23 protein-coding genes are annotated in these 23,752 nt (G+C 73.1%); 12 read left to right on the top strand and 11 right to left on the bottom strand.

Going from position 1 to position 23,752, the window contains the following annotated elements; translation table 11 throughout:
* Positions 1-9 precede the first annotated feature (9 nt).
* Positions 10-657: a TetR/AcrR family transcriptional regulator gene (locus tag ACQKM2_RS17755; protein WP_427710702.1), complete on the bottom strand. Its 648-nt coding sequence runs from the start codon at positions 655-657 to the stop codon at positions 10-12.
* Between the two features lie 161 nt (positions 658-818).
* Between ACQKM2_RS17755 and ACQKM2_RS17750 the strand changes: the two genes are divergently transcribed.
* Positions 819-1,973 (top strand): agmatine deiminase family protein, encoded by a 1,155-nt coding sequence (locus tag ACQKM2_RS17750; RefSeq protein ID WP_427710701.1) that lies wholly within the window; start codon positions 819-821, stop codon positions 1,971-1,973.
* 118 nt (positions 1,974-2,091) lie between these two features.
* Positions 2,092-2,616 (top strand): DM13 domain-containing protein, encoded by a 525-nt coding sequence (locus ACQKM2_RS17745; protein WP_427710699.1) that lies wholly within the window; start codon positions 2,092-2,094, stop codon positions 2,614-2,616.
* A 19-nt stretch (positions 2,617-2,635) separates the two neighbouring features.
* On the opposite strand, the gene ACQKM2_RS17740 is transcribed toward ACQKM2_RS17745, so the two are convergent.
* Entirely contained in the window at positions 2,636-3,394 is a 759-nt protein-coding gene (locus ACQKM2_RS17740) for a hypothetical protein (RefSeq protein ID WP_427710697.1), read from the bottom strand.
* A gap of 232 nt (positions 3,395-3,626) precedes the next feature.
* Here ACQKM2_RS17740 and ACQKM2_RS17735 point away from each other — a divergent pair, with 232 nt between their 5' ends.
* Positions 3,627-4,952: a hypothetical protein gene (locus tag ACQKM2_RS17735; RefSeq protein ID WP_427710696.1), complete on the top strand. Its 1,326-nt coding sequence runs from the start codon at positions 3,627-3,629 to the stop codon at positions 4,950-4,952.
* Between the two features lie 111 nt (positions 4,953-5,063).
* Here the strand turns inward: ACQKM2_RS17735 and ACQKM2_RS17730 are convergent, their stop codons facing one another.
* Positions 5,064-7,187 carry a transglycosylase domain-containing protein gene (locus tag ACQKM2_RS17730; RefSeq protein ID WP_427710695.1) on the bottom strand — a complete coding sequence of 708 codons (2,124 nt, stop codon included), beginning with the start codon at positions 7,185-7,187 and terminating at the stop codon, positions 5,064-5,066.
* A gap of 269 nt (positions 7,188-7,456) precedes the next feature.
* Between ACQKM2_RS17730 and ACQKM2_RS17725 the strand changes: the two genes are divergently transcribed.
* The 5 genes from ACQKM2_RS17725 to ACQKM2_RS17705 all read left to right on the top strand — a co-directional run bounded on the left by ACQKM2_RS17725 (position 7,457) and on the right by ACQKM2_RS17705 (position 13,538).
* On the top strand, positions 7,457-8,608 hold the full coding sequence (locus ACQKM2_RS17725) for an amidase domain-containing protein (RefSeq protein ID WP_427710694.1): 1,152 nt from the start codon (positions 7,457-7,459) through the stop codon (positions 8,606-8,608).
* A gap of 286 nt (positions 8,609-8,894) precedes the next feature.
* A complete protein-coding gene (locus tag ACQKM2_RS17720; RefSeq protein ID WP_427710692.1) occupies positions 8,895-10,307 on the top strand; it encodes a family 2B encapsulin nanocompartment shell protein in 1,413 nt (470 codons plus the stop codon).
* Between the two features lie 98 nt (positions 10,308-10,405).
* On the top strand, positions 10,406-11,785 hold the full coding sequence (locus ACQKM2_RS17715; protein ID WP_427710690.1) for a family 2 encapsulin nanocompartment cargo protein terpene cyclase: 1,380 nt from the start codon (positions 10,406-10,408) through the stop codon (positions 11,783-11,785).
* Positions 11,786-11,799: 14 nt separating this feature from the next.
* Entirely contained in the window at positions 11,800-12,687 is an 888-nt protein-coding gene (locus tag ACQKM2_RS17710; RefSeq protein WP_427710688.1) for a geranyl diphosphate 2-C-methyltransferase, read from the top strand.
* 134 nt (positions 12,688-12,821) lie between these two features.
* Positions 12,822-13,538: a hypothetical protein gene (locus ACQKM2_RS17705; protein ID WP_427710686.1), complete on the top strand. Its 717-nt coding sequence runs from the start codon at positions 12,822-12,824 to the stop codon at positions 13,536-13,538.
* Positions 13,539-13,556: 18 nt separating this feature from the next.
* On the opposite strand, the gene ACQKM2_RS17700 is transcribed toward ACQKM2_RS17705, so the two are convergent.
* On the bottom strand, positions 13,557-14,159 hold the full coding sequence (locus tag ACQKM2_RS17700; RefSeq protein ID WP_427710684.1) for a peptidase inhibitor family I36 protein: 603 nt from the start codon (positions 14,157-14,159) through the stop codon (positions 13,557-13,559).
* Positions 14,160-14,572: 413 nt separating this feature from the next.
* Between ACQKM2_RS17700 and ACQKM2_RS17695 the strand changes: the two genes are divergently transcribed.
* Entirely contained in the window at positions 14,573-15,271 is a 699-nt protein-coding gene (locus tag ACQKM2_RS17695; RefSeq protein ID WP_427710683.1) for a helix-turn-helix transcriptional regulator, read from the top strand.
* Positions 15,272-15,308: 37 nt separating this feature from the next.
* Here ACQKM2_RS17695 and ACQKM2_RS17690 read toward each other — a convergent pair whose 3' ends face one another.
* The 7 genes from ACQKM2_RS17690 to ACQKM2_RS17660 form a co-directional block, all read right to left on the bottom strand.
* Positions 15,309-16,613, bottom strand: coding sequence for an MDR family MFS transporter (locus tag ACQKM2_RS17690; protein ID WP_427710681.1), 1,305 nt, complete (start codon positions 16,611-16,613; stop codon positions 15,309-15,311).
* Positions 16,613-17,707 (bottom strand): PLP-dependent cysteine synthase family protein, encoded by a 1,095-nt coding sequence (locus ACQKM2_RS17685; protein ID WP_125813576.1) that lies wholly within the window; start codon positions 17,705-17,707, stop codon positions 16,613-16,615. The genes ACQKM2_RS17690 and ACQKM2_RS17685 overlap by 1 nt, the downstream gene beginning before the upstream one ends.
* A 123-nt stretch (positions 17,708-17,830) precedes the next feature.
* Entirely contained in the window at positions 17,831-18,196 is a 366-nt protein-coding gene (locus ACQKM2_RS17680; RefSeq protein WP_427710678.1) for a hypothetical protein, read from the bottom strand.
* A gap of 139 nt (positions 18,197-18,335) precedes the next feature.
* Positions 18,336-18,767: a hypothetical protein gene (locus tag ACQKM2_RS17675; protein ID WP_427710677.1), complete on the bottom strand. Its 432-nt coding sequence runs from the start codon at positions 18,765-18,767 to the stop codon at positions 18,336-18,338.
* A gap of 90 nt (positions 18,768-18,857) precedes the next feature.
* The gene (locus ACQKM2_RS17670; RefSeq protein ID WP_427710729.1) at positions 18,858-19,361 is read right to left on the bottom strand and encodes a universal stress protein; all 504 of its coding nucleotides are present in this window, start codon (positions 19,359-19,361) and stop codon (positions 18,858-18,860) included.
* 129 nt (positions 19,362-19,490) lie between these two features.
* Positions 19,491-20,858: a sensor histidine kinase gene (locus ACQKM2_RS17665; protein WP_427710727.1), complete on the bottom strand. Its 1,368-nt coding sequence runs from the start codon at positions 20,856-20,858 to the stop codon at positions 19,491-19,493.
* Positions 20,859-20,943: 85 nt separating this feature from the next.
* On the bottom strand, positions 20,944-21,621 hold the full coding sequence (locus ACQKM2_RS17660; RefSeq protein WP_427710675.1) for a response regulator transcription factor: 678 nt from the start codon (positions 21,619-21,621) through the stop codon (positions 20,944-20,946).
* A gap of 136 nt (positions 21,622-21,757) precedes the next feature.
* On the opposite strand from ACQKM2_RS17660, the gene ACQKM2_RS17655 reads away from it, so the two are divergent.
* From ACQKM2_RS17655 to ACQKM2_RS17645, 3 genes are all read left to right on the top strand, one after another.
* Positions 21,758-22,357 carry a hypothetical protein gene (locus ACQKM2_RS17655; protein ID WP_427710673.1) on the top strand — a complete coding sequence of 200 codons (600 nt, stop codon included), beginning with the start codon at positions 21,758-21,760 and terminating at the stop codon, positions 22,355-22,357.
* A gap of 381 nt (positions 22,358-22,738) precedes the next feature.
* Positions 22,739-23,287 carry a hypothetical protein gene (locus tag ACQKM2_RS17650; RefSeq protein ID WP_427710672.1) on the top strand — a complete coding sequence of 183 codons (549 nt, stop codon included), beginning with the start codon at positions 22,739-22,741 and terminating at the stop codon, positions 23,285-23,287.
* Entirely contained in the window at positions 23,284-23,718 is a 435-nt protein-coding gene (locus ACQKM2_RS17645; RefSeq protein WP_427710671.1) for a hypothetical protein, read from the top strand. The genes ACQKM2_RS17650 and ACQKM2_RS17645 overlap by 4 nt, the downstream gene beginning before the upstream one ends.
* The last annotated feature ends 34 nt before the right edge of the window (positions 23,719-23,752 follow it).

Here is a 23,752-nt window from a genome sequence, read left to right as displayed (position 1 = left end):
AGGGGCGGCTCAGGTCCCGGCGGCGAGCGTGCGGAGCAGCGCGCGCAGCACCGGGCCCGGGTCGACCTCGGCACCCAGCGACTCCACGGCGGCCAGGCCGTCCACCGCGGCGGCCACGGCCTCGCCCAGCAGGCGCGCGTCGACGCCCCCGCCCCGCTCCTCGGCGAGCACCTCGAACAGGGCGGTGAAACAGCCCCGCCAGCGCCGGTACTCGGCCTCCAGGGACGTGCGGACCCGGTCGTCGTTCAGGGCGTGCCAGTGCAGCGCCGAGTGGAGGTGGGAGAGTTCCGCGCCCTCGGGCCGGGAGAGCAGCTCCACCACCCGCTCGGCCCGCTCGGCGAAGGAGCCCGGCGCCCCGACGGCCTCCTCCAGCGGCAGGATCCACTCGGGGCGCATGTCCGCGACGACCGCGAGGACCAGATCGGTCCGGTCCTGGAAGTGGTAGTGGCACATCCCGTGCGACACACCGCTCAGGGCCGCCACGTTCCGGGTGGTGAAGCGCTCGCTCATACCGCCCGCCAGGAGGGTCCGCGCGGCGGCGATCAGCCGTGCCCTGGTCTGCTCGCCCTTGGCCGAGACCCGGCTGCGGCCCGCGCCCGCCCCCGCCCGCGCGGGGAGTGCGGAGAGGTCCGGGGAGTCCTTCGCGGAAGCAGCCATGGCGTCACTCTAGTCAGCCTCCGGCACCCCACCTGCGCCTTTTCCCGAACCTCCGGAACGGTCCTGCCAGAACTATTGACCGAGCGCTTGGTCAGTTTTAGCTTTCCGGTCAACCCCGCCACCGCCGCGGGGAGTTGGAGACCGAAGGAGATCCCCCCCTCATGAGCGACCACGCAGTCAGCCCGCCCCGCCCGGGCATGGACAGGCGCCGCTTCCTCACGGCGGCGGGCCTCGCCGCCGCCGGCGCCGCCGTCACCGCCGCCGCCGCACCGGCGGCGGCCCGGGCCGCCGCCCGTCCGGCCGCAGCGGGCGCCTTCCGCGTCCCGATCGAGGACGTACGCCACACCCGCACCTGGATGGCCTGGCCGGACAGCACCTCGATCTGGGGGAGCAAGCTCTCCGGCGTCCAGTCGGACATCGCCCTCATCGCCCGCACCATCGCCAAGTACGAGCCCGTCCACATGTGCGCCAACTCCGCCAGCGCCGCCCGCGCCCGCTCCCTGTGCGGCTCCACCGTCACCGTCCTCACCTCCATCCCCGTCGACGACTGCTGGATGCGCGACTCGGGCCCGGTCTTCCGGACCGACGGGGCCGGCGGCCTGGACGCGGTCGGCCTGAACTTCAACGGCTGGGGCAACCGCCAGACCCACGCCAAGGACGCCCTGGTCGCCGGACGGGTCGCCGCCTACACCGGCGTCCCGTTCACCGGCGCGGCCCTGGTCGGCGAGGGCGGCGCCGTCGAACAGGACGGCGCGGGCACCCTCATGGCCACCCGCAGCAGCCTGGTCAACAGCAACCGCAACCCCGGGATGTCGCAGGCGCAGATCGAGGCCGCGCTGTGCACCGCGTACGGCGCCTCCAAGGTCATCTGGTTCGACGGCGTCCGCGGCCAGGACATCACCGACGACCACGTCGACGCGACCTCCCGCTTCCTGGCACCCGGCAGGGCCCTCGTCCAGATGCCGCTCGCCACGGACACCGACGTCTACGCCAAGGACGCCCGGCAGCAGTACCAGATCCTGTCCGCCGCGACCGCGGCGAACGGCACCCGCATGGCTGTGGACCAGCTCCAGGGCCCCGACTACTACAAGATCCGCTCGACCAACCCGGACTTCCTCGCCTCGTACGCCAACTACTACGTCTGCAACGGCGCGGTGATCTCCGGCCAGTTCGGCGACACCCGCGCGGACACGGCAGCCAGGGCCACCCTCGCCCGGCTCTTCCCCGGCCGCGTCGTCGAGCAGCTGAACATCGACCGCCTCGGCACCGGCGGCGGCGGCATCCACTGCGTCACCCAGCAGCAGCCGGCCGCGTAGGGCGCCGGCCCCCGCCCCCCGTCCGGGATGACGTAAGACTTCCGTCATCCCGGATCGGCCGGTCCTGCGGCCGCGATCCCTTTCAATGGGTACGGAACGACGACGGAGGGGTTGTGCGATGGGACGCGCGGGCGGGCGGCGCAGGCCGGTGGTGATCGCGGCGGTGGCCGTGTCATGCGTACTGGTGGCGGTGGGGCTGTACTGGTTCGAGCCCTGGAAGCTGTGGCAGGAGCGGACGGTCAGCGAGGCACTGCCGAGCGCCACGGCGTCCGCCGCCGCCGGGCAGGCCCCCCGGACCCTGACCCGGGGGAGCCTGATCAGCCACGAGCACACCACCACCGGCACGGCCCGGACGGTGCGCCTGCCGGACGGCTCCCGCGTCCTGCGCCTCGAAGGGCTGGACACCAGCAACGGGCCGGACCTGCGGGTGTGGCTGACCGACGCCCCGGTGAAGGAGGGCACCGCCGGCTGGTACGTCTTCGACGACGGCAAGCACCTCAGCCTGGGCAGCCTCAAGGGCAACAAGGGCGACCAGAACTACCCGATCCCGGCCGGCGCGGACCTGTCCGAGTACAGCAGCGTCACCATCTGGTGCGACCGCTTCGACGTCTCCTTCGGCGCGGCGGCCCTGCGACCGGTCTGACCGGTGACCGGCCCGCCCCCTACCGCAGCAGGGCGCGGGCGAGCGCGGTCATCACGGTCGTGGTCTTGTTGTCGCCGGCCGGCGGCGGGGTAAGGCCCCGTGCGCGCAGGGCCCCGTCGAGCAGGTGCTGGACGTCCGCCGCGTCCTCCACGTCCGCGCGCACCGAGACCTCGACGAACCGCAGCCCGCCCTCGGTGGTCCACTCCTCGACGGCCACCGCCCGGGGCAGCTCCTCCCACTCCTGCTTCCACTTGACGGCGTGCACCGGGCCCAGCGCCGTCAGGCCGTCGAGGCCGCCGTCGGCCAGTCCGGACGCGCCGAGCAGCTCCAGCTGCTCCTCCACGAGCAGCGGGCCGGGCGAGCCGGGGTCCAGGGAGGCCGCGAAGCCCACCCCGGCCTGCAGCGAGGCCGCCACCACGGGCTTGAACGCGGGCGCCGCCCGGTCCTCCTCGATCCGGTACTCCCAGTCCTCGCCCTCCCGCTCCCGGAGCCAGGGCGGCGGCAGCTCGGGACACGGACGCAGCTTGACCGTCACGTCCGCCTCCTCCTTCGAGCCGTGCCCCTCCCGGTCCCGGCGCAGCCGCAGGACCAGGCCCCGCTTCAGGAGCGGCAGCGAGATCTCCGCGCCGGAGGTCCTCGCGGGCCGGTCCCAGAAGTGGACGGACCGGCGCCGCCCGTCGTCGCGGTCGAGGCCGAGGGCGTCGAACGCGGCGGCGGCCTCCGTCCCGGCAAAGCTGACCTTGATCTCGGCGGCCTCGGCCGTGGGGGACTGCGTCATGGAGCCGTTATCGCCCCCGGGACCGCCCGGGACCGGCGGGGCGACACTCCCGGGCCGCTGGATTCACCCGAGTGCCGCACACCGTTGCCACGAACGGCCGCCGGGCTGTGGATCGGCTGTGAAAGGGTGTTTCGCGGGGGGTGTGGTACGGGTGGTGTGCCAACAAGTTCTATATTCGTACGAAGCATCCACGCGCGGCCCGGCTGCGGAGATTCAGGGGGGTACGACCGCGATGGCCGAGACCGATGCCGCCGGCAGCGCCAGGGCCACGTCCCGGACGGCCCGCAAAGCACGCCGCAAGACCCGCAACCGCAAGCGCCTGGGCATAGCCGGCGCCGTGCTCGTCGTCGGCGGCGCCGCCACCGCGTTCGCGGTCGGGTTCTCGGGCTCCTCCGACGCCCAGCGCGACGCGCGGCTCGCGGCCCCGGCGGGCGCGGGCGGCGTGACCGGCGGTCCCGGCTTCGGCAAGGGCCCGAAGCCGAACTGGGACGGCAAGGTCGAGGTCCTGGGCGACGGCTCCACCTCCTACACCGGGCCGCAGCCGGGACAGCTCAAGCCCGAGAAGCTGAAGCCGGGCGAGAAGCCCCCGCAGTTCGTCGTCTTCTCCTGGGACGGCGCCCTGGAGGGCGACGACCACCTCTTCTCGCACTTCCGCCAGGTGGCCAAGCAGAACAAGGCCCACATGACCTTCTTCCTCACGGGCATCTACCTCCTGCCCGACGCGAAGAAGAACCTCTACCGCCCGCCGCAGCACGGCCAGGGCGCGGCCGCCATCTCGTACCCGACCGCCCCGCACGTGAAGACCACGCTCCAGCAGCTGCGCGGTGCCTGGACCGACGGCAACGAGATCGGCTCCCACTTCAACGGGCACTTCTGCGGCCCCAAGGGCGGCGGTGACTGGAGCCCCGAGGAGTGGAAGAGCGAGATCGACCAGGCCTACGGCTTCATGAAGGCCTGGAAGACCAACACCGGCTTCAGCGGCGAGGCGCCCCTGCCCTTCGACCCGGACCGGGAGGTGGTCGGCGGCCGCGCACCCTGCCTGGAAGGGCAGAAGAACCTGATCACCGCGATCAAGCCGTACGGGTGGCGCTACGACGCGAGCTCCTCGGGTGACTTCCAGCTGTGGCCGTCCAAGATCGACGGCATCTGGAACTTCCCCCTCCAGCTGGTCCCGCTCCAGGGCAAGGAGGTGCAGGTCCTCTCCATGGACTTCAACTTCCTCTACAACCAGTCCGGCGACAGCACCCAGGGCGACCCGTCGAAGTTCGGCGCGTGGCGGGACCAGGTCCGCGGCTCCTACATGAACGGCTTCAACCGCGTCTACAACGGCAGCCGGGCCCCGATGTTCATCGGCAACCACTTCGAGGACTGGAACGGCGGCATCTACATGAAGGCCGTCGAGGACGTGATGAAGGACGTCTGCAACCGCCAGGACGTGCGCTGCGCCTCGTTCCGCGAGGTGGCGGACTGGATGGACGCCCAGGACCCCAAGGTCCTGGCCCAGCTGCGGATGCTCGACCCGGCGCAGGCGCCGGACTGGAAGGCGATCGTCAAGTAGGACCGCGGGACGCGGAAAGCGGACGCAAAGCGGAGGGGCCGGGCGGCACGCGCCACCCGGCCCCTCCGCCGTTTCCCGCCGCTCCCGCGCTCCGGCCGCTCCCGTGCCCCGCTACTTCACGGCCTTGGCGTAGTCGGCCCACAGGTCGACCGCCCGCGCGCTGCCGGGCTTCGTGGGGGCGTCGCCGCCCAGCCCGGTCAGCGGCAGCGGGACCAGGTCCAGCAGGGACATCCGGTAGACCACCACCGCCGTGGTCTCCTGCGCGGTGGTCCCCACGAACCAGCCCGCCGTGTTCGCCGAGGTCGTGCCCGTCTTGCCCGCCGCTCCCGGCTGGGCCTTGGCGGCGGCCTTGGCCGAACCCTCGCTGACGGCCGAGCGCAGGGCGTCCGTCACCGTCCGGGCGGTCTTCTGCGACATCGCCTTGACCGGCTTCGGCGGGTCCAGCGCGATCGCGGCGCCGGCCCGGGTGGCCGAGCGCACCGAGTAGGGGTCGGTGTGCATGCCGTCCGCCGCGAAGGTCTGGTAGGCGCCGGCGATCCGGATCGCGCTGGGCTTGGAGTTCTCCCCGAGGGCGAAGGTGGGGATGCGCGGCCCGAGGCTCGACGAGAGCAGCCCGGAACGCTCGGCGTACGACTCCACCCGGTCGACCCCGACGTCGATGCCGAGCTGGAGCATGGGGGTGTTGACGGAGTTGGCGACGGCCTGCTGCAGGGTGATCTGTCCCCAGCTGCGGTCGGCCTCGTTGTGCCCCTTGAGCACCTTCCCGCTGCGGTCCCAGTACGGTCCCTCGGGCGTCTGCACCGTCGCCTGGTCGTTGCCGTCGTACACGCTGGAGGCCGAGACGGGCGTACGGGCCTGGCCGCGCGTGCGCACCACCCCGTCCTCCAGCGCGGCGGCGTAGACGAAGGGCGTGAACACCGTGCCGGCCGGGATCGTCGTCGAGTTCGCCTCGTTGAAGCCCTGCTTCAGGTAGTCGGGGCCGCCGTACACGGCCAGCAGCCGGCCGTCGCGGGCCACGCTGGCCGCGCCGACCTTCGCGAACTTGTCGGTGTCGGGCCGCTTCTCGGGGTCGAAGTCCTTCTGGGCCTGCTGGACCGCCGCGGTCAGCGCCGCCATCCGGTTCTTGTCGAAGGTCGTGTAGATCTGGTAGCCGCCGAGGTCGAAGTCGGACTCCTTCAGGTGCCCGGCCTTGATCGCGTACGCCTTGGCCATCTCCACCAGGTAGCCGTTCTGCGCTCCGGGCATGCCCACCAGGGAGGCGTCCGAGGGCTCCGGGAACTTCGTGTAGGTCGCGCGCTCGGCCGCGGAGAGGTTGCCGGTCTCCACCATGCGGTCCAGGATCCAGCTCCAGCGCTCGACGGCGCGGGCGTGGTTCTCCTTGCCGAGCGAGGGGTCGTACAGGCCGGCGCCCTTGAGGAGCGAGGCCAGGAAGGCGCCCTCGCTGGCGTTCAGCTGCGAGACGTCCTTGCCGTAGTACGCCTGGGACGCGCGCTGGATGCCGTAGGTCCCGCGCCCGAACCAGCTGGTGTTGAGGTAGTCCTCCAGGATCTGCTTCTTGCCCGCACGGCTGTCCAGCTTCACGGCGAGCAGCAGCTCGGTGAACTTCCGGGACAGGGTGCGGTCCTGGTTGAGGTAGGCGTTCTTCACGTACTGCTGCGTGATGGTGGACCCGCCCTGGGTCTCACCGCCCGTCAGCGCGGCGCGCACGGCGCGCAGCACGCCGGAGGGCGAGACGCCGGGATCGGAGTAGAAACTGGCGTTCTCGGCCGCCAGGACGGCTCCCTGGACCTTCTCGGGCACCTTGTCCAGCGGCATCTCCTGCCGCTGGACCCAGCCCGTGCGGGCCATCGTGGACCCGTCGGACCAGTAGTAGACGTTGTCCTGCTGTTTCGCGAAAGAGTTGAGGTCGTCGGGTATGTCCGTGGTGGCGTAGGCGATTCCGACAAAACCGACCATGCCGACGAACAGGTACAGGACGGCGCCGAGCCACTGGCGGCCGGAGGGTATCCACCTGCGCCAGCCGCTGCGTCCCGGCCGCGGGTACTCCGGACGCAGGCGCCGCAGCAGCGGGCGCGCCTTGGCGAGGGCCGGGCCGAGGGCCGGCGCGAGGCGGTCCGCCAGGCCGGAACCGGAAGCCGCCCGACGGCTCCCGGACTTCCTGCGGCGGCCCGCGGGGGCCGCGGCGCCGCCCTTCGGGGCCGCGCGCCTGCCCCGTGATCGCCCTCTCGAGGACATGTCCTGCCTGCTCACTCCGTATGCCCCCCGTACTCCGCTGCCACGTACACCCTAGATGCATTTCCTGTGAAGACGATGAGGAGGTCGTGGGAACCGGAGCACTGTCCCGGCGCGTCTCGCGATGCGGAAGCGGAGTCGGGGCGGCCGCTGCGCGGAACGATCATTGCCGGGCAACCGGGGACGAAACGGAACGCGGCCACAGCGTCGCCCAGTTGTGCGAAGATTCCGTCCTCCCGGTCCGTGTGGACCGGGTGACAAGGGGATACACAGTGATACCTAAGAGGTTCAGGCTGGCCGCCATCGGGGCCCTGACCGTGGCCATAGCGTCCGGCAGCCTGTTCGCCTACTCCGCGAGCGCGGGCACGACGGAGGACGCCGACCGCGCCACCGCGGACGCCTTCGGCCGCATAGCCGACGACGTGCTCTCGCAGCGCACGCAGGCCCTGGTCGACGGCCGGGTGAAGCACCGCGACGCGGCGCCTTCGTCCAAGAAGAAGGCCCGCCTGTCGGACAAGCTGAAGAAGGACGAGGACGCGGCGATCGCGTCGCTCAAGTCCCGCAAGACCCGCCTCGCGGAGCTCGGTGAGGCCTACACGGCCGCCGACACCCGCGTCGTGGTGGAGAAGGCGACCATCACCGGCGGCAAGGCGACCGTCCAGGTCACCGAGCAGACCACGCTCACCTACAAGAAGGTGCGCGGGGACGAACCGGACACCACGGACTTCAAGACGCGCTACGAGCTGACGCTGTCGGGCAAGAAGGGCGGCTCCTGGGAGCTGAACTCCATCAAGTCCCAGGACAGCGCCAACGCCCCCGTGGCGGTCAACGAGCCGGTCGCCGCCAAGGTCGCCGCCACCGTCAAGGACGACGGCAACCAGTACCCGGACGGCACGCCCGCGTCCACGAAGTACCCGGCCCCGGCGCCCAAGCCCAAGACGCTGACCGGCGGCGCGTACGACTACAACGCCATGGCGAAGTACGCGGAGAAGTACTGGAGCAACTACAACCCGGCCTACCGGAAGTTCAACGGCGCCGGCGGTGACTGCACCAACTTCATCAGCCAGTCGCTGAACGCCGGCGGCTGGAAGCCGGTCCCGGGCACCTCGTCGGACTACCGCAACTGGTGGTACGACGGCACCCGCCAGTCCGACTCCTGGGTCGGTGCGAACGAGTGGGCCTGGTTCACGCTCTCCAACCAGCGGGCCGCAAACCTGGCGAACGTGTACCAGATGGACATCGGCGACATCCTGCAGGTCGACTTCAACAAGGACGGGTCCAAGGACCACTCCATGATCGTCACCTACCGCAGCCGTGCGGGGATGCCGTACCTCACGTACCACTCCACCAACACGTACCGTAAGTCGCTCGCGAGCATCATCGCGTCCTACCCGGACGCGCGCTACTTCGCGTACCGCACCTGACGGTCGACCTCCTGAGCCCCTCCCGCCGGCGGAACCCTCCCCGGCGGGAGGGGCTTCTTCATGCCCGGGCCTGGCTGGAAACCATCCTTTTCCACGTCAAACCTCCAGGGGGTCAAGATCACTGCATTGAGGTAATGCCAACGGCGTTTCAAGGTCATCGGGACGGAGCGGCAGTTACTGTCACTCGAGATCTGGACGGATTCCGGATGTTCGCCCTTCTTTTTTCCTTTTCACCGGTGACGTGCGCTTATGTCCGTCGCCGAGCTTACGAAGGAGAGCTCGTCGCATGACCGTTGACTCCAGCCCGGAAGCCCAGCTGGATCCGCCGCAGCAGTCCAGCCTGAGCACGGCGGCCGCCCGCAACCTTGCCAGCACGACCAAGTCCGCCCCGCAGATGCAGGAGATCACCTCCCGGTGGCTGCTGCGGAGCCTGCCCTGGGTGGAGACCAAGGGCGGCACCTACCGGGTGAACCGCCGGCTGAGCTACACCGTCGGCGACGGCCGGATCGAGTTCGTCCAAGACGGCGCCTCGGTCCGGGTGATCCCCCAGGAGCTCGGCGAACTCGCCCTGCTGCGCGGCTTCGACGACGTGGAGGTGCTGACCGCGATCGCCGGCCGGTGCGTCCAGCGCGACTTCCGGGCCGGCGAGGTGCTCGTCGAGCGCGGCGCCCCCGCCGACCAGATCCACATGATCGCCCACGGCCGGATCAGCCAGACCTCCATCGGCAAGTACGGCGACGAGGTGGCCATCGCCACCCTCGCCGACGGCGACCGCTTCGGCGAGAACGCCCTCCTCGACGGCGACGCCGGCTGGGACTACACCGCCACGGCGGAGACCCCGGGCACCCTGCTCACCCTCTCCCGCAGCGAGTTCGCCGCGGTCCTGGCCGCCGCGCCGACCCTGCAGGCCCACATCCAGGAGTTCAGCTCGCTGCCGCAGCAGCGGCAGAACCGTCACGGCGAGGCCGAGATCGCCCTGTCCGCCGGCCACACCGGCGAGTACGAACTCCCCACCGCCTTCGTCGACTACGAGCTCAAGCCCCGCGAGTACGAGCTCTCCGTCGCGCAGACCGTCCTGCGGGTCCACACCAGGGTCGCCGACCTCTACAACGGCCCGCACAACCAGACCGAGGAACAGCTCAGGCTCACCATCGAGGCGCTGCGCGAGCGCCAGGAGCACGAGCTGATCAACAACCGCGAGTTCGGCCTCCTCCACAACGCCGACTTCAAGCAGCGGATCCAGACCCACTCCGGCCCGCCCACCCCGGACGACCTCGACGAACTGCTCTGCCGCCGACGCGGCACCAAGTTCCTCTTCGCCCACCCCAAGACGATCGCGGCGATCGGGCGCGAGTTCAACGCGCGCGGGCTCTACCCGGACCACGTCGACGTCGGCGGCCAGCAGGTCCCGGCCTGGCGCGGCGTGCCGATCCTGCCCTGCAACAAGATCCCCATCAGCAAGGAGAACACCAGCTCCATCCTCGCCATGCGTACCGGCGAGGACAACCAGGGCGTCATCGGCCTGCGGCAGACCGGTCTGCCCGAGGAGTACGAGCCGGGCCTGTCGGTGCGCTTCATGGGCATCAACGAGCAGGCGATCATCTCCTACCTGGTCACCACCTACTACTCCGCCGCCATCCTGGTGCCCGACGCCCTCGGCGTCCTGGAGAACGTACAGATCGCCCGCAGGCGCGACTAGAGGACCCGCCCACCGGCCGCGACCCCCGGCACGCCCCGGGCCCGGCCGAGCACGCCCGGGATCCGGGCCACCTCACCCACCTCACCAAGGAGTCACGGATGCCCGATCCCGGGCCTTCCCCTCTGCAGTCGAGCCTGCCCTCCGCCGCCGCCCACTTCGGGGCGCACGTCCTCGCCAACACCCTGAGCCTGGGCCGGGCCCCGGCCGACGCCCCGGTCGCGGAAGCCGCCGCGGCCGAGGCCGTCCCCGCGGCGGCCGTCGCGGCGACGCCCGTCGTCACGGCCCCCGAGGCCACCCCCTCCGCCCTGCCGTCCGCGCCCGTGCTGCCCTTCGGCACCCGCACCGCCGCCGCGGCCGCACCCGCGCCCGCGGTGGACGAGGGAACGGTACGGCAGGCCGGCGAGGCGCTGGAGCGGATCATCCGCGGACCGAGCGGCCTGGGCACGGCCGCCCTGCACCTCGCCCCGTACGCGGAGCCGCCCGCGGCCGCCCCGGCACAGGGCCGGCCCATCCCCGGCCTCTACCACCACCCGGTTCCGGAACCGGACCCGGTGCGGGTGGAGGAGGTCAGCCGCCGGATCAAGCGATGGGCCGTGGACGAGGTCCAGGCCTACCCGCCCGAGTGGGAGGACCAGTTCGACGGCTTCTCCGTGGGCCGCTACATGGTCGCCTGCCACCCGGACGCCCCGACCGTCGACCACCTGATGATCGCCACCCGGCTGATGGTCGCGGAGAACGTGGTGGACGACATCTACTGCGAGGACCACGGCGGCTCGCCCGTCGGTCTCGGCGGCAGGCTCCTGCTGGCGCACACCGCCCTCGACCCCGTCCACACGACGTCGGAGTACGCCCCCGCATGGGAGCAGTCGCTCGACTCGGACGCGCCGCGCCGCTCCTACCGCTCCGCCATGGAGTACTTCGTCCGGGCCGCCACGCCCTCACAGGCCGACCGGTTCCGGCACGACATGGCGCGGCTCCACATGGGCTACCTCGCCGAAGCCGCCTGGGCCGAGACGGAGTACGTCCCGGAGGTGTCCGAGTACCTGGCGATGCGCCAGTTCAACAACTTCCGGCCCTGCCCCACCATCACCGACACCGTCGGCGGCTACGAACTCCCGCCGGACCTGCACGCGCAGCCCGCCATGCAACGGGTCATCGCGCTCGCGGGCAACGCCACGACCATCGCCAACGACCTGTACTCGTACACCAAGGAGCTCGACGCCCGCGGCAAGCACCTGAACCTGCCCGTGGTGATCGCCGAGCGCGAGGGCCTGTCCGACAAGGACGCCTACCTGAAGGCGGTCGAGGTCCACAACGACCTCATGCACGCCTTCGAAGCGGAGGCCGCCCAACTGGCCGCCGCCTGCCCCGCACCGACCGTGCTGCGCTTCCTGCGGGGGGTGGCCGTGTGGGTCGACGGCAACCACTACTGGCACATGACCAACACCTATCGCTACACGCTGCCCGATTTCTGGTAAGGACGGACTTATTCGTGACCAGCACTGATCTCACCACCACCCCCTCCGTCGGCTCCGTGCTCATCCCCGCGCCGACGACGCCCTACCAGGGCGACATCGCCCGTTACTGGAACAACGAGGCCCGCCCCGTCAACCTCCGTCTGGGCGACGTCGACGGTCTTTACCACCACCACTACGGCATCGGCGACATCGACCACGCCGCCCTCGGCGACACCGAGGACAGCGAATACGAGAAGAAGCTGATCGCCGAGCTGCACCGGCTGGAGTCGGCCCAGGCCGAACTGCTCCTGGACCACCTCGGCGCCGTCGGCCGCGACGACACCCTCGTCGACGCCGGCTGCGGCCGCGGCGGCTCGATGGTGATGGCCCACCAGCGCTTCGGATGCAAGGTCGAGGGCGTCACCCTGTCCACCACGCAGGCCGACTTCGCCAACCAGCGCGCCCGCGAACTCGGCATCGAGGACCACGTCCGCGCCCGCGTCTGCAACATGCTGAACACCCCCTTCGAGACCGGCCAGGCAGCGGCCTCGTGGAACAACGAGTCGAGCATGTACGTCGACCTCCACGACCTCTTCGCCGAGCACTCCCGGATGCTCGCCGTCGGCGGCCGCTACGTCACCATCACCGGCTGCTGGAACCCGCGTTACGGCCAGCCCTCCAAGTGGGTCTCGCAGATCAACGCGCACTTCGAGTGCAACATCCACTCCCGCCGCGAGTACCTGCGGGCCATGGCCGACAACCGCCTCGTCCCGCAGGCCGTCATCGACCTGACCCCCGACACGCTGCCCTACTGGAAGCTGCGCGCCACGTCCTCCCTGGTCACCGGCATCGAGGAGGCGTTCATCAAGTCCTACGAGGACGGCTCCTTCCAGTACGTCCTGATCGCCGCCGACCGCGTCTGACCAGGTTCTGGGCGGGCCGCTCCGGGCAAGCCCGCCCGAGGACGCCAGGGGCCGGGACCGTCAGCCGACGGACCCGGCCCCTGGCCGGCGTGTGACCATGGCCCCCAGGTACATCCGCACCACCTGGGGGAACCATGTCCACCCGCACCACCGCCGCGCGCCCTCTCGCCGTCGCACTCGCCGCGCTGTTCGTCCTGACCGGCTGCACCTCGCCGGACAAGGACCCCAAGGCGGCGGGCGGTTCGGGTTCCCCGGCGGCCGTGGCGGCGCCGCCCGCAGCGGGCGGCGCCGGGTTCGAGGGACCCCGCCCCCAGGACCAGAACCTGCTCGCCTGGACCGGCGACCCGAACGACGCGGGGCACGTCACCGCCCAGTCGGCGGCCGGCGTCGGCGGACGCGTCACCCTGGTCCGGATCGTCCTGCGCCAGGAGATCACCTGGTCGAACATCTGGCTGGGGCTGGCCGGGCTCGACCAGGGCGCCCAGCTCTCCAACTGCTACCTGGGCGTGTACGACGCCACGGGCACCCTGCGCGCGGCCAGCCCGGACATCTCCCCCCAGCTGATGACCGACCCCGTGGCCAAGCCGCTCCCCCTCGCCAAACCGTTCACCGCCGCCCCCGGCACCTACTTCATCGCCCTCCTGCTCAACGGCAACTGGGCCACCAACGCCCTCACCCTGAAGTCCACCGGCGCGGGCATCTCGGTCAACGCGGGCCTCGCTCCCCCCAACCTGCGCTACAGCACCCTGCTGACCGGCCAGAACTCCCTGCCCCCCACCGTGAACCTCGCCGAGCAGTCCACCAGCACCATCAACACCGGCTGGGCCAGCCAGTGGTACGGGATCTCCTGAGGCGCCCCGGACGGGGGATCAGCAGGGGCTGAGGTAGTACACCCAGCCCCAGGGTGCCTCGCCGTCCTCGCTGTAGCCGCCCGGGGAGATCCAGCCGACGTTCTTGTTGACGTCGTAGAACCGGGCGCGCAGCTCGGGCCGCTGGTTGTTGATCCAGGACCCGGTCCCGCTCCACGGGATCGAGTTGAGGGTGTTGCAGGTGTAGAAGCTCTTCTTGTCACCGCTGAACCAGGTGCCGCTGTACGCGCACACATAGGTGTACGCACAGTTCGCCGCCGCGGTCGCGGCCGTCGGCTGGGACGTGCCCAGCTCACGGGCGTACTTCTCGCCCGGCAGGGCCAGGAGGATCTCGCCGCCGCCGGCCAGCGTGATCTTGTTGGCCGCGACCTGGGTCCCCGCCTCCTTCGCGAGGTACGAGTCGACGCGCTTCTGCAGGCCCTTGGCCTGCGCGCCGTCCAGCCCGGCGGCACGCGCCTGGGCCGCGAACCCGGCCGGGCCGCCGTCCGCCCCCGTGGCGGCGCCGGCCGCTCCCGGCGCGGCCAGGAGTGCGGCGGCGGTCATCGCCAGGGCGGCGACGGCCTTTGCGGACGTACCGGACCGGAACGCAGTGCGTAATGCCATGAGTCCTTACCCCTCTGAATCGGTGATGTGGGGCTCCCTGTGGTGCGCAGGGAAATTCTGGAGTGCGCCGGCGGCCCGGTCTTGTAGGAATGCGACACGAATAGGAGTGAATAGGTCCGCTTTTCTCGGGCGGCGGATTGCGGCCATTTCGGCATGTGCCGGATGGCCGGGGAACGACTGTCGGTGCGCCCGTCGTGGGGGCACGATGCGTCAGCGGTGATCTTCCGCGGACCGAGTCCTCCCCCTCTCCCGGCCGAAGGAGAACCATGGAATCCAGCGCCTCCGGAACCTCCCACAACCGCGCGTTCGATCCGGCTCCCGGACTGAAGGGCCTGGTGTGCGGATATTCGGACTACGCCTACGGGGAAGGAACCGGACGCCGTCGCATTCTGCTGCCCAATACCGTGGCGACCGTGAATTTCGGATTCGGCGAGCCCGTCCGGACCCGGAGCATGGCGGGCGCACGCGGCTACAGCGCGGAGCCCTCGCGGGTGGACCTCCCGGCGACGGTCGCGGTCTGCGCCCACCACGAGGGGGGAGTCCGGGGCGTGGTGGTCCGGATGCGCCCCATGGGGGCCTACCGGCTCTTCGGCGTTCCCATGTCCGAGTGGCACCAGACCGGCCTCGACCCCGTCGACCTGCTGCCGCGGGGGCTGCGCCACCTGCCCCGGATGCTGGAGGAGTCCGGCCCCGAGCGGCGTGCCTCCATCCTCGACGCCGAGCTGGGGAGACTGGCCGCCGGCCACCGTGCCGCCCGGGTGGCGCCGGAGGTCATGCTCGCCTGGCACGAACTCCACCGGACGCAGGGCCGGATCAGTGTCAGCCGGCTCGCCGCCGGGGTGCTGTGGAGCCGGCGCCACCTGGAACGCCGGTTCCGGGAGCAGATCGGCCACCCGCCGGCCGCCGTCGCCCGCATCCTGCGGCTCACCCACGCGTTCCGGCTCCAGCGCAAGGGCCTGCCGCTCGCGAAGGTCGCCGCGCTGGCCGGCTACCACGACCAGGCGCACTACACCCACACCGTCAAGGACGCCACGGGCCTGACCCCCGCCCGGCTGCCGCTGGACGGGGGCCTGATCAACTGGCAGGCGGAACCCGCCCTGCCCGGGGTCTGACCCGCCGTCCGGCCGGAGCCGGGCGGCGGGCACGGGTTCAGGCCGGCACGGGCTCGGCGCGGCGGGCGCGGGCCGGCGGGGCGAGGCGGCCCGTGCGGTCCAGGCCGTACAGCGCGGCCGTGCACCCGAGGCCCAGGACGAACAGCGCCAGCCAGGGCAGCGCCGACATCCCGGCGGAGCGGGCCGCGTCCAGCGCCGCCCCCGTGAGCAGGTTGCCCACGGCGATGCCGACCCCGCACACCGTGTTGTACAGCCCGTAGTGCGTGGCGACGAGGCGGTCCCCGCAGAGCCGGACGATGGTGTCCATCTCGAAGGGGTACGCGATCATCGTGCCCAGGGCGAGCAGGAGTGCCGCCAGCACGGGCGGCACCGCCGCCAGCAGCCGCGTCCCCAGCTGCGACTCGGGTACGGGCAGTGCCGTGGCGGCCAGCAGGGGCAGGAACGCCGCCCCCATGGCCAGCAGGCCCCAGGCCAGGGCCCGGCCCGGCTCCAGACGGGCCTTGCACCAGGCGGTGACGCGGGTCTGGAAGAGGATCGTGCTCAGCCCGGAGACCGCGAAGAGCACCGCCACCGCGGCCGTGCCGAAGCCGCCCTCGCCGCCCACGCGCCGGACCTCCAGCGGCAGCGCCATGTAGACCTGGAAGGTCATCACGTACGAGCCGATCATCGCCACGGAGAACAGCAGGAACGGCCGGTTCGCGAGGATCCGGCGCCACTGGACGAGCACCCCCTCCCGGGGGCCGTCGGCGCGTTCGGCGGCGTCGTTGCCCCGGCGGGCGGGCAGGGCCCGGATCTGCACGATGCTCAGCACCGCGAAGATCCCGGCCGCCACCAGGCAGGTGACGCGGAAGTCGACGCCCGTCAGCACCATGCCCACCAGCGGGCCCAGCAGGATGCCCGCCTGGTAGAAGACGTTGAACAGGGCGAAGGCCTCCACCCGGCGCTCGCCCGCGTCGGCCGCCAGGTAGGCCCGGGTGGCCGGGTTGAACAGGGCCCCGGCCAGCCCGGTCGCCGCGGACGCGGCGATCAGCGCCGGGACGGAGTCGACCAGTCCGAGGGTCGCGAACCCGGCGATGCGCAGCGCGAGCCCGGTGATGATCATCGGCTTGTAGCCGAGGCGGTCGGCGAGGGTGCCGCCGATCAGGAACATGCCCTGCTGGCTGAAGTTGCGCACGCCGAGGATCAGCCCCACCGTCCAGCCGGCCAGCCCGAGCGGACCGGCCAGGTGCGTGGCGAGGTAGGGCATGAGCATGTAGAAGCCGAGGTTGATGGTGAACTGGTTGACCATCAGCAGCTGGACGCTGCGCTCGTACGTGCGGACCTGCGCGAGGGTGCCCTTCATCAGGCGGGAACCTCCGACGCGCGCAGGGTCAGCGGGTCCACCACGCTCGCGCAGCGCGTCCAGCGGGTGACCTCCTTCTCGTCCAGGCGGCCGATCGTCTCGGGCTCGGCGGCCGGCGGGGAGTCCAGCAGCCCGTGCGCGGCGCAGTAGTCGTCGTCGTACACGGTGCCGAGGTAGCGCTGCGGCCCGTCGGGGAAGACGGCTGCGATCCGGGTGTCCTCGGGCAGGGTGCGGGCCAGCCAGCCGGCCACCAGGGCGACCGCGCCGACGCTCCAGCCGCCGGCGGCGTAGTGGGAGGCGGCGAGCTGGCGGCAGGTCCACACGGCCTCGCCCGGGGCGACCCAGTGGACCTCGGAGAACTGCTCGTAGGCGACGTTGCGCGGGTAGATGCTCGAACCGAGGCCGCGCATCAGGCGGGTCCGCGCGGGCTGGCCGAAGATGGTGGAGCCGACGGTGTCCACGCCCACCAGCTTCAGCTCGGGGTAGAGCTGGCGCAGGACGCGGGAGACGCCCGCGGAGTGCCCTCCGGTGCCGACGCTGCACACCAGGACGTCGATGTGGTGCAGTTCGGTGGCCAGTTCGAGGGCGAGCGGGGTGTAGGCGGTGGTGTTGTCCGGGTTGTTGTACTGGTCCGGGCACCAGGAGCCGGGGTGCTGGGCCAGCAGCTGCGTGACGCGGTCGCGGCGGGCCTGCTGCCAGCCGCCGGTGGGGTGCGGTTCGGAGACGACGTTGACCTGCGCCCCGTACGCCGTCAGCAGGCGGGTCATCGACGATTCCAGGCCCGGATCGGTGACGAGGGTGACGGGGTGCCCGTGGACCATGCCGGCCAGGGCGAGGCCGAGACCGAGGGTGCCGCTGGTGGACTCGATGATCCGGGCGCCCGGCTTCAGTTCGCCCCGGGCGCGGGCCCGTTCGACCATGTGCAGGCCGGGCCGGTCCTTGATGCCGCCGGGGTTGAAGCCTTCCAGCTTCGCCCAGAAGCCGCGGCCCGCCGGGGCCAGGGGCTCCGACACGCGCAGCAGGGGAGTGTTGCCGACCAGCCCGGAGAGGCCGGAGCGGGCGGGAGGAGTGACGTCGGTGGCCGAAGAATGCATTGTTCCGCTCTCGTTCGATGGTGCGTCGGTGGTCGCGCTCGTGGGAAATGCCGAGACTGGGCAGGGCAGGGTCCGCCCGTTGGGGCATACGTCAGCCGTTGCGAACGGGCTTACGGGAGCGGACTAGAGCCGCCATCGACAGACGATGGTCAGAGTGGAACGTCCTGAGCGGGCGACGGCCGGCCCACCGGCACCGTCGGGCGCCGCGCGGGCGTCCGCCGGAGCGGCGGCCGGGGCCGCGGAGGGCCGTGCGGGCCCGGCCGACAGGGGGGCCGTCCCCGGGCCGGCGGGGGCCGGGTCGGAGGCGGCGCAGCCGGCGCCGTGGCCGGGATGCGGGTGCGCGTGGCCCAGGGGCTCTGCAGGCGCTGTCGGCCCGGGCTCCAGCACGGCTCCGGCGGCCGGCGAGCCGAAGGAGACCTCGGTGTGCCCGTGCGAGGCGCAGGCGAGGACCGCGAGGAGCAGCGCGCCGAGCATCCCGGCGACCAGCATGCGGTACCAGGGCGAATCGGGAGATAACGGGCGTGCGTGGGGATGGGTGGACAAGGTTCCTCCGTGCGGCGGGCACCCCTGGGCCCGGGCGGGCGGGGGGTGGTGGGGATCGCGGGACGGGCCCGGAAGGATCCCGGGTCTACACCTGGAGGACGGCGGAGGTCGCGCGGTGTACCGAAGGGGCGGGTGCTGCGGGGTGGCGGGCCGGGCCGGGGCGGGCGGTGGCGTCCCGGTGGGCCGCGGGGGCGGGCCGGGCGTCGGCGGCCGCCGGGGGAGTGGCGGTCGCGTCCGCCGGGGAGGCCGTCCGCGGCGGCAGGGGGGCGCAGTCGTGGACCGGGTGGGAGGGGGTGTGGTGGTCGGCGGGGGCCGCCGAAGCCGGGGCCGCGGTACCGGTGGCGGCCGCCGCCCGGGCGGCGGACGCCGTGGTGGTGGACGCGGCGTGGGCGGCGCCGTGCGATCCGGAGCCGTGCGCGCAGAGCAGGCCGAACAGCAGCAGGGTCAGCCCGAGCACGTGCAGCAGGCCCGCGGGGACGCGGAACCGCTGCGCACGGGGGGACCTGGCTGTGACCACGCCGTGATCTTAGCTTGTCCGCCGCGTGATCCGCCGGTCCCGAACCGGACAATCGCCGACCGTTTCCCGGCCGGTGTCCGGCAGGAGGGCTCAGCCCGCCAGGTCGCGCGCGTCCAGCCGCAGGTGCCACGCGTTGCGGCGGCGCACGGTGTGCAGCTGGGCCTCCAGCGGGTTCGGCGGCACGGCGAGCACGGGGCACGGCGCGTGCGCCAGGCAGTGGCGGGCCACCGAGGGCCACGGGGCGCCCAGCAGCCGGCGCCGCCGGCCCGCGCCGACCACCAGCAGGTCGTCCGCGTCCCGGGCGGCGTCGACCAGGACGGCCCGCGGGGTGCCCCGTACGATCTGCGCCCTCAGGGGGACGCCCGGGCCGCCCGGCCCGAAGGCGGTGACGAGGGCGTCGCGCAGCCGCCCCGCCGCCGCGTCCCGGTACTCGGGGTAGGTGTCGCAGAGGCAGGAACTCCGGCTGCCCAGACCCCCGCCCGGCGGCTGCCAGGCCAGCACCGCCCACAGCGCGGCCCCGCGCAACCGGGCCTCGTCGGCGGCCCGGTGCAGGGCCGTCAGACTTCCGGGCCCGCCGCTCACACCCGCAACCACCCGTCGTCCGCCCACCGCCGGCCCCTCCCGCGTCGCGCCGCCAACCGTCCGGCCTCCATTGAACGCCCGCGGGCGCCGCCCGTACGTCAGCGGTGCGTATGGACCCCGTCGGCCGGCGTCAAGTTCCCGTCAGGAGACGGCTGCCGCGGGCAGGACGGCCCGCAGGCGCGCGCCGCGGTCCGCGGGTTCGGCGGTGAGGGCGCCGCCGTGGTGGGCGGTCAGGTCGCGGGCGATCGCCAGGCCCAGGCCGGCGCCGCCGTGGTCGCGGCTGCGGGCGTCGTCGAGCCGGGTGAACCGCTCGAAGACCCGCTCCCGGTCGGCGGGCGGGATGCCGGGGCCGTCGTCGAGCACCTCCAGCACGGCCGTCCGCGCCCCGCCGGCGGCCGTGGTGCGCAGCACGACCTCGACCCGGCGGTCGGCGAACCGCTGGGCGTTGTCGAGCAGATTGGTGACCACCCGGGTCAGCCACAGCTCGCTGCCCTCCACCTCCACGCCGGCCTCCAGCTCCGTGCGTACGGGCACCCGGTCGCCGAAGCGGGCCTCCACCGCGGACCGCACCACGTCACCCAGGTCCAGCCGGGCCGCCGAGACGGGCTGGGCGGCGTCGATCCGGGCCAGCAGGAGCAGGTCCGAGGCCAGGTGCTGGAGCCGCTCGGTGTCCTCCAGCGCCCCGCCGATCAGCTCCGGCCACAGCTCCGGGTCCCGGACGGCCAGGGCCACCTCCAGCTGGGTGCGCAGCACGGTGAGCGGGCTGCGCAGTTCGTGCGAGGCGTCGGCGATGAACCGGCGCTGGCGGTGCCCGGAGGACTCCAGCCGGTCCAGCGTGGCGTTCATGGTCTCGGCGAGGCGGGCCACCTCGTCCCGGGTGGGGGGTACCGGGACCCGGCGGTGCAGGTCCCGGTCGGTGATCTCGGCGACCTCCGCGCGGATCGCCTCGACGGGCCGCAGGGCGCGGCCGGTCACCCGCCAGGTGACCAGGGCCACCGTGGCGAGGAGCAGCGGCCCGCCGACCGCGAGCGCGGCGGTGGTGGTGTCGTCGGCGGCGTCCACGTCGCGCAGGGAGGTGCCGACGTACACGGTGACCAGGCCCTGCGGGGTGTCCGTGGTGACCTGGACGACCCTCAGCCGGTGTTCGCCGCCGAGCGGCCTGACCCGCCAGGTGTGGAAGGCCGTTCCGGGGCCGGACGGCCCGCCGGGGCCGAGCGCGGGCGCGCCGGCCAGGTTGGGCGTGGCCCGCAGCACCCGGCCGCGGGCATTGACGACCTGGACGAAGTCGGCACCGGGCAGCGGAGCGCGCATCCGGTCCAGTCCGCCGGAGGCGGCGAGCCGGGCGATGGTGACGGCCTGCTGCTCGGCGTCGCGCTCGGCGTTGCGCAGCAGGTTGGCCCTGAGCAGCCCGAGCAGGGCGAACGAGGCCAGGGCGAGGGCCGCCGCCACGACGACGACGGCGCCTGCGGTGGCCCGTCCGCGGACGGTGGCGGGCCCGAGCCGCCGCAGCAGCCGGTGCACGGGTCCGCGTACGCGGCCGAGCAGGCGGCGCGGCGCGCCGGGCTCCGCGCCGGGCTCCGCCGGGGCCGTCGCCTCAGCCACCGTCGGCCGCCAGCCGGTATCCGGCACCGCGCACGGTCTCCAGGGCGGACCGGCCGAAGGGTGCGTCGATCTTCCGGCGCACCGCGCTGACGTGCACCTCGACCACGTTCGGATCGCCGTCGAAGGCGCTGTCCCACACCTGTTCCAGGATCTCCCGCTTGGGCACCACCTCGCCGGCGCGCCGGGCCAGGCACTCCAGCACGGCGAACTCCCGGGCGGTCAGCCGTATCTCCGTCCCGCCCCGGGAGCACAGGTGGCGCGCCGGGTCGACCAGCAGGTCGCCGAACTCCATGGTCCGCGGGCCCCGGCGGCCCGTACGCCGGCCCAGCGCGCGGAGCCGGGCCACGAGGACGAGGTAGGAGAAGGGCTTGGAGAGGAAGTCGTCGGCGCCGGTGTCCAGGGCCTCGGCCTCGTCGTACTCGCCGTCCTTCGCCGTGAGCATCAGGATCCCGGACTCGTTGCCGGCGGCGCGCAGCCGGGCGCAGACGCGGTAGCCGTTGAGGCTGGGCAGCATGATGTCGAGCACGATCAGGTCGTAGTCGTGCTCGCACGCCATCCACAGGCCCTGCGGCCCGTCGTGGGCCACGTCCACCGCGAAGCCCTCCGACCGGAGCCCCCGCTGGAGGGCGAGCGCCAGCCGTCGTTCGTCCTCCACCACCAGTACGCGCATGCCGCCCAGGGTCTCAGGTGGGGTCCGGGCTTTGCTGAAGGGGTCTTCAGGCGGCTTCAGGTGGGCTTCAGCATTGCCCCGGCATGCTCGGCGACGAGCCGGGTGTGGTGCCCGGTTGTGCCTGAGGAGTCCCGGTATGTCTGAGTCTTTGCCGCCGTCCGAGCAGCCCGAGCAGCCCGAACAGCCGTCCGAGCAGCCCGCCGAGCAGCCGGCGAAGCCCGCGCGCAAGGGGCTGGGCGGCGTCGTCCCCCGGGGTACGGGCGCGCGCTGGGCGGTGGCCGTCGGCGCGGCCGCGGTGATCGTGGGCGGCGGGGCGACGGCGGTGGCCGTGGCCGGCCACCACCACGGCCACGCCGACCGGGCCCGCCACCTCGTCCGCCCGGAACCGGGCCGCCCGCACGCCCCCGAGGGCGGACACAAGGCCGAGCCGAAGATCCGCGACGGCGCCGGCCCCGCGCGCGGCGGCCTCGCCAAGCACGCCCCGGCGCGCGGCCAGGCGCCCGCGCCGCTGCCGGCCCTGCCCATCGGCCAGGCGGCGGAGAAGGCGGCCGCGGCGGTGGAGGGCGGCAAGGTCGAGGGCCTGCGCGCGGTCGCCCAGCAGGGCGGCGGCAGCGCCTGGCGCGCGGTGGTCCTCGGCCCGGACGGCGTCCGCCACGCGGTGACGGTCTCCGGCTCGGACGGCACCATCACCGCGAACACCCCGCTGAACGGCGCCCGGGGCACCGCCGCGCGGTAGCCCCCCGGCGGTACGGGACGCACCCGCCGGGCACGCACGGCGGCTGCACGCCCAAGCGCCGGGCCCCCGCCGCCCGGCCCGAACCCGGGCCCCGTGCGGGACGCGCCCGCCGGGCGGCGGCCCGGTCCGGCGGCGTACGGACCCGGTTCCGTCCGAGCCCCGGGCATTCTTTGCCTCGGCCGGGCCCCGTGCGGGACGCGCCCGTGGCGCGGCCGTCCGGCTCTGCGGATGCGGCGCCCCCGGGCACCCCGGTGGCCGTCCGCCGGGGCGCCCCCGAGCCGTGCCGGGAGGGCAGACGGGATCCCGTGCGCCCCCCGGGCGTCGCGCGCGCTCCCGGGGACGCGGGTTCCGGGTGGGGGTGGGGCGGGGTTTGCTGGGCGGATGGTTGACGGGCCCTGCGAGGTACTGCTCATCGGCGGCCGGTCCGGCGTCGGGAAGTCCACGGTCGGCTGGGAGGTCTCGGTGCGGCTGCGCGCCGCCCGGATCGCCCACTGCCTGGTGGAGGGCGACAACCTCGACCAGGCGCACCCCGCCCCGCCCGGCGACCCCGACCGCTCCCGGCTGACCGAGGCCAACCTGGCCGCGCTCTGGCGCAACTACACCGCCCTCGGCCAGCGCAGGCTGATCTACACCAACACCGTCTCCGTCCTGGAGCCCGGCCTGATCACCCGTGCCATGGGCGGCACGCCCCGCGTGATCGGGGTCCTCCTCACCGCCGCCGACGCCACCGCCCGGCGGCGCCTGGCCGTTCGCGAGACCGGCAGCCAGTTCGAGGCCCACGTGGTCCGGAGCGAGCTGGCGGCCCGGCGGCTGGAGGCCGCGGCGCCGCCCTGGGTGGTCCGGGTCTCCACCGACGGCCGCTCCGTCACCGACATCGCCCTCGACGTCGTCGCCCTGACCGGCTGGTCGGCAGGAGAGGACGGGCCGTGACCGTCTTCCGATGTGCCGGCTGCGGTACGGCCGCCACCGCCGACGTCGACGAGGTGCCCCTCCCGGGGGAGGGGCCGCTGCCCTACGAGGCCGAGGGCGAGTGCCCGCCGCGGATCCCGCCCGGCCGCTTCGCTTACGACCCCCTGCCGTCCGCCTTCTCCTGGGTGCCCCACCCCTCGCTGACATCGCACCGCGTGCCGGGAGGCCCGACCGGCAGCATCGTCATCGGCCCCGCCGACGTCCGGGGCATGACCCCCACCACCGACGCCGGTACCCGTGGCGGCTGCTGCGGTCCCGACGGCAGGGGTGGGCCGAACATGCTGTGCGCCGGCTGCGCGGCCGCGCTCGCGATCGAGAGCGCCGACTGCTGGACCCCGCGGCAGATCGTCCTCGACCCGCGCCGGGTGGTCGCGGACCCGTCGGCGCCGTGATGTCCGCTCCGCGGATGGCGCGCAGAATGTAGGG

Origin of the sequence: Streptomyces sp. NPDC004126 (assembly GCF_050275515.1) — a bacterium.
Classification (GTDB): domain Bacteria; phylum Actinomycetota; class Actinomycetes; order Streptomycetales; family Streptomycetaceae; genus Streptomyces.
The sequence above is the reverse complement of the archived record's forward strand: the minus strand, read 5'-3'. Positions and strand labels throughout refer to the sequence as shown.

What these genes read in the sequence shown, in the direction of transcription:
- ACQKM2_RS17755 (WP_427710702.1), bottom strand. Translation starts at nt 657, where the DNA reads ATGGCTGCTTCCGCGAAGGACTCCCCGGACCTCTCCGCACTCCCCGCG.
- ACQKM2_RS17650 (WP_427710672.1), top strand. Translation starts at nt 22,739, where the DNA reads ATGGTTGACGGGCCCTGCGAGGTACTGCTCATCGGCGGCCGGTCCGGC.
- ACQKM2_RS17660 (WP_427710675.1), bottom strand. Translation starts at nt 21,621, where the DNA reads ATGCGCGTACTGGTGGTGGAGGACGAACGACGGCTGGCGCTCGCCCTC.
- ACQKM2_RS17740 (WP_427710697.1), bottom strand. Translation starts at nt 3,394, where the DNA reads ATGACGCAGTCCCCCACGGCCGAGGCCGCCGAGATCAAGGTCAGCTTT.
- ACQKM2_RS17700 (WP_427710684.1), bottom strand. Translation starts at nt 14,159, where the DNA reads ATGGCATTACGCACTGCGTTCCGGTCCGGTACGTCCGCAAAGGCCGTC.
- ACQKM2_RS17680 (WP_427710678.1), bottom strand. Translation starts at nt 18,196, where the DNA reads ATGCTGGTCGCCGGGATGCTCGGCGCGCTGCTCCTCGCGGTCCTCGCC.
- ACQKM2_RS17745 (WP_427710699.1), top strand. Translation starts at nt 2,092, where the DNA reads ATGGGACGCGCGGGCGGGCGGCGCAGGCCGGTGGTGATCGCGGCGGTG.
- ACQKM2_RS17715 (WP_427710690.1), top strand. Translation starts at nt 10,406, where the DNA reads ATGCCCGATCCCGGGCCTTCCCCTCTGCAGTCGAGCCTGCCCTCCGCC.
- ACQKM2_RS17655 (WP_427710673.1), top strand. Translation starts at nt 21,758, where the DNA reads ATGTCTGAGTCTTTGCCGCCGTCCGAGCAGCCCGAGCAGCCCGAACAG.
- ACQKM2_RS17720 (WP_427710692.1), top strand. Translation starts at nt 8,895, where the DNA reads ATGACCGTTGACTCCAGCCCGGAAGCCCAGCTGGATCCGCCGCAGCAG.
- ACQKM2_RS17750 (WP_427710701.1), top strand. Translation starts at nt 819, where the DNA reads ATGAGCGACCACGCAGTCAGCCCGCCCCGCCCGGGCATGGACAGGCGC.
- ACQKM2_RS17685 (WP_125813576.1), bottom strand. Translation starts at nt 17,707, where the DNA reads ATGCATTCTTCGGCCACCGACGTCACTCCTCCCGCCCGCTCCGGCCTC.
- ACQKM2_RS17705 (WP_427710686.1), top strand. Translation starts at nt 12,822, where the DNA reads ATGTCCACCCGCACCACCGCCGCGCGCCCTCTCGCCGTCGCACTCGCC.
- ACQKM2_RS17690 (WP_427710681.1), bottom strand. Translation starts at nt 16,613, where the DNA reads ATGAAGGGCACCCTCGCGCAGGTCCGCACGTACGAGCGCAGCGTCCAG.
- ACQKM2_RS17735 (WP_427710696.1), top strand. Translation starts at nt 3,627, where the DNA reads ATGGCCGAGACCGATGCCGCCGGCAGCGCCAGGGCCACGTCCCGGACG.
- ACQKM2_RS17730 (WP_427710695.1), bottom strand. Translation starts at nt 7,187, where the DNA reads ATGTCCTCGAGAGGGCGATCACGGGGCAGGCGCGCGGCCCCGAAGGGC.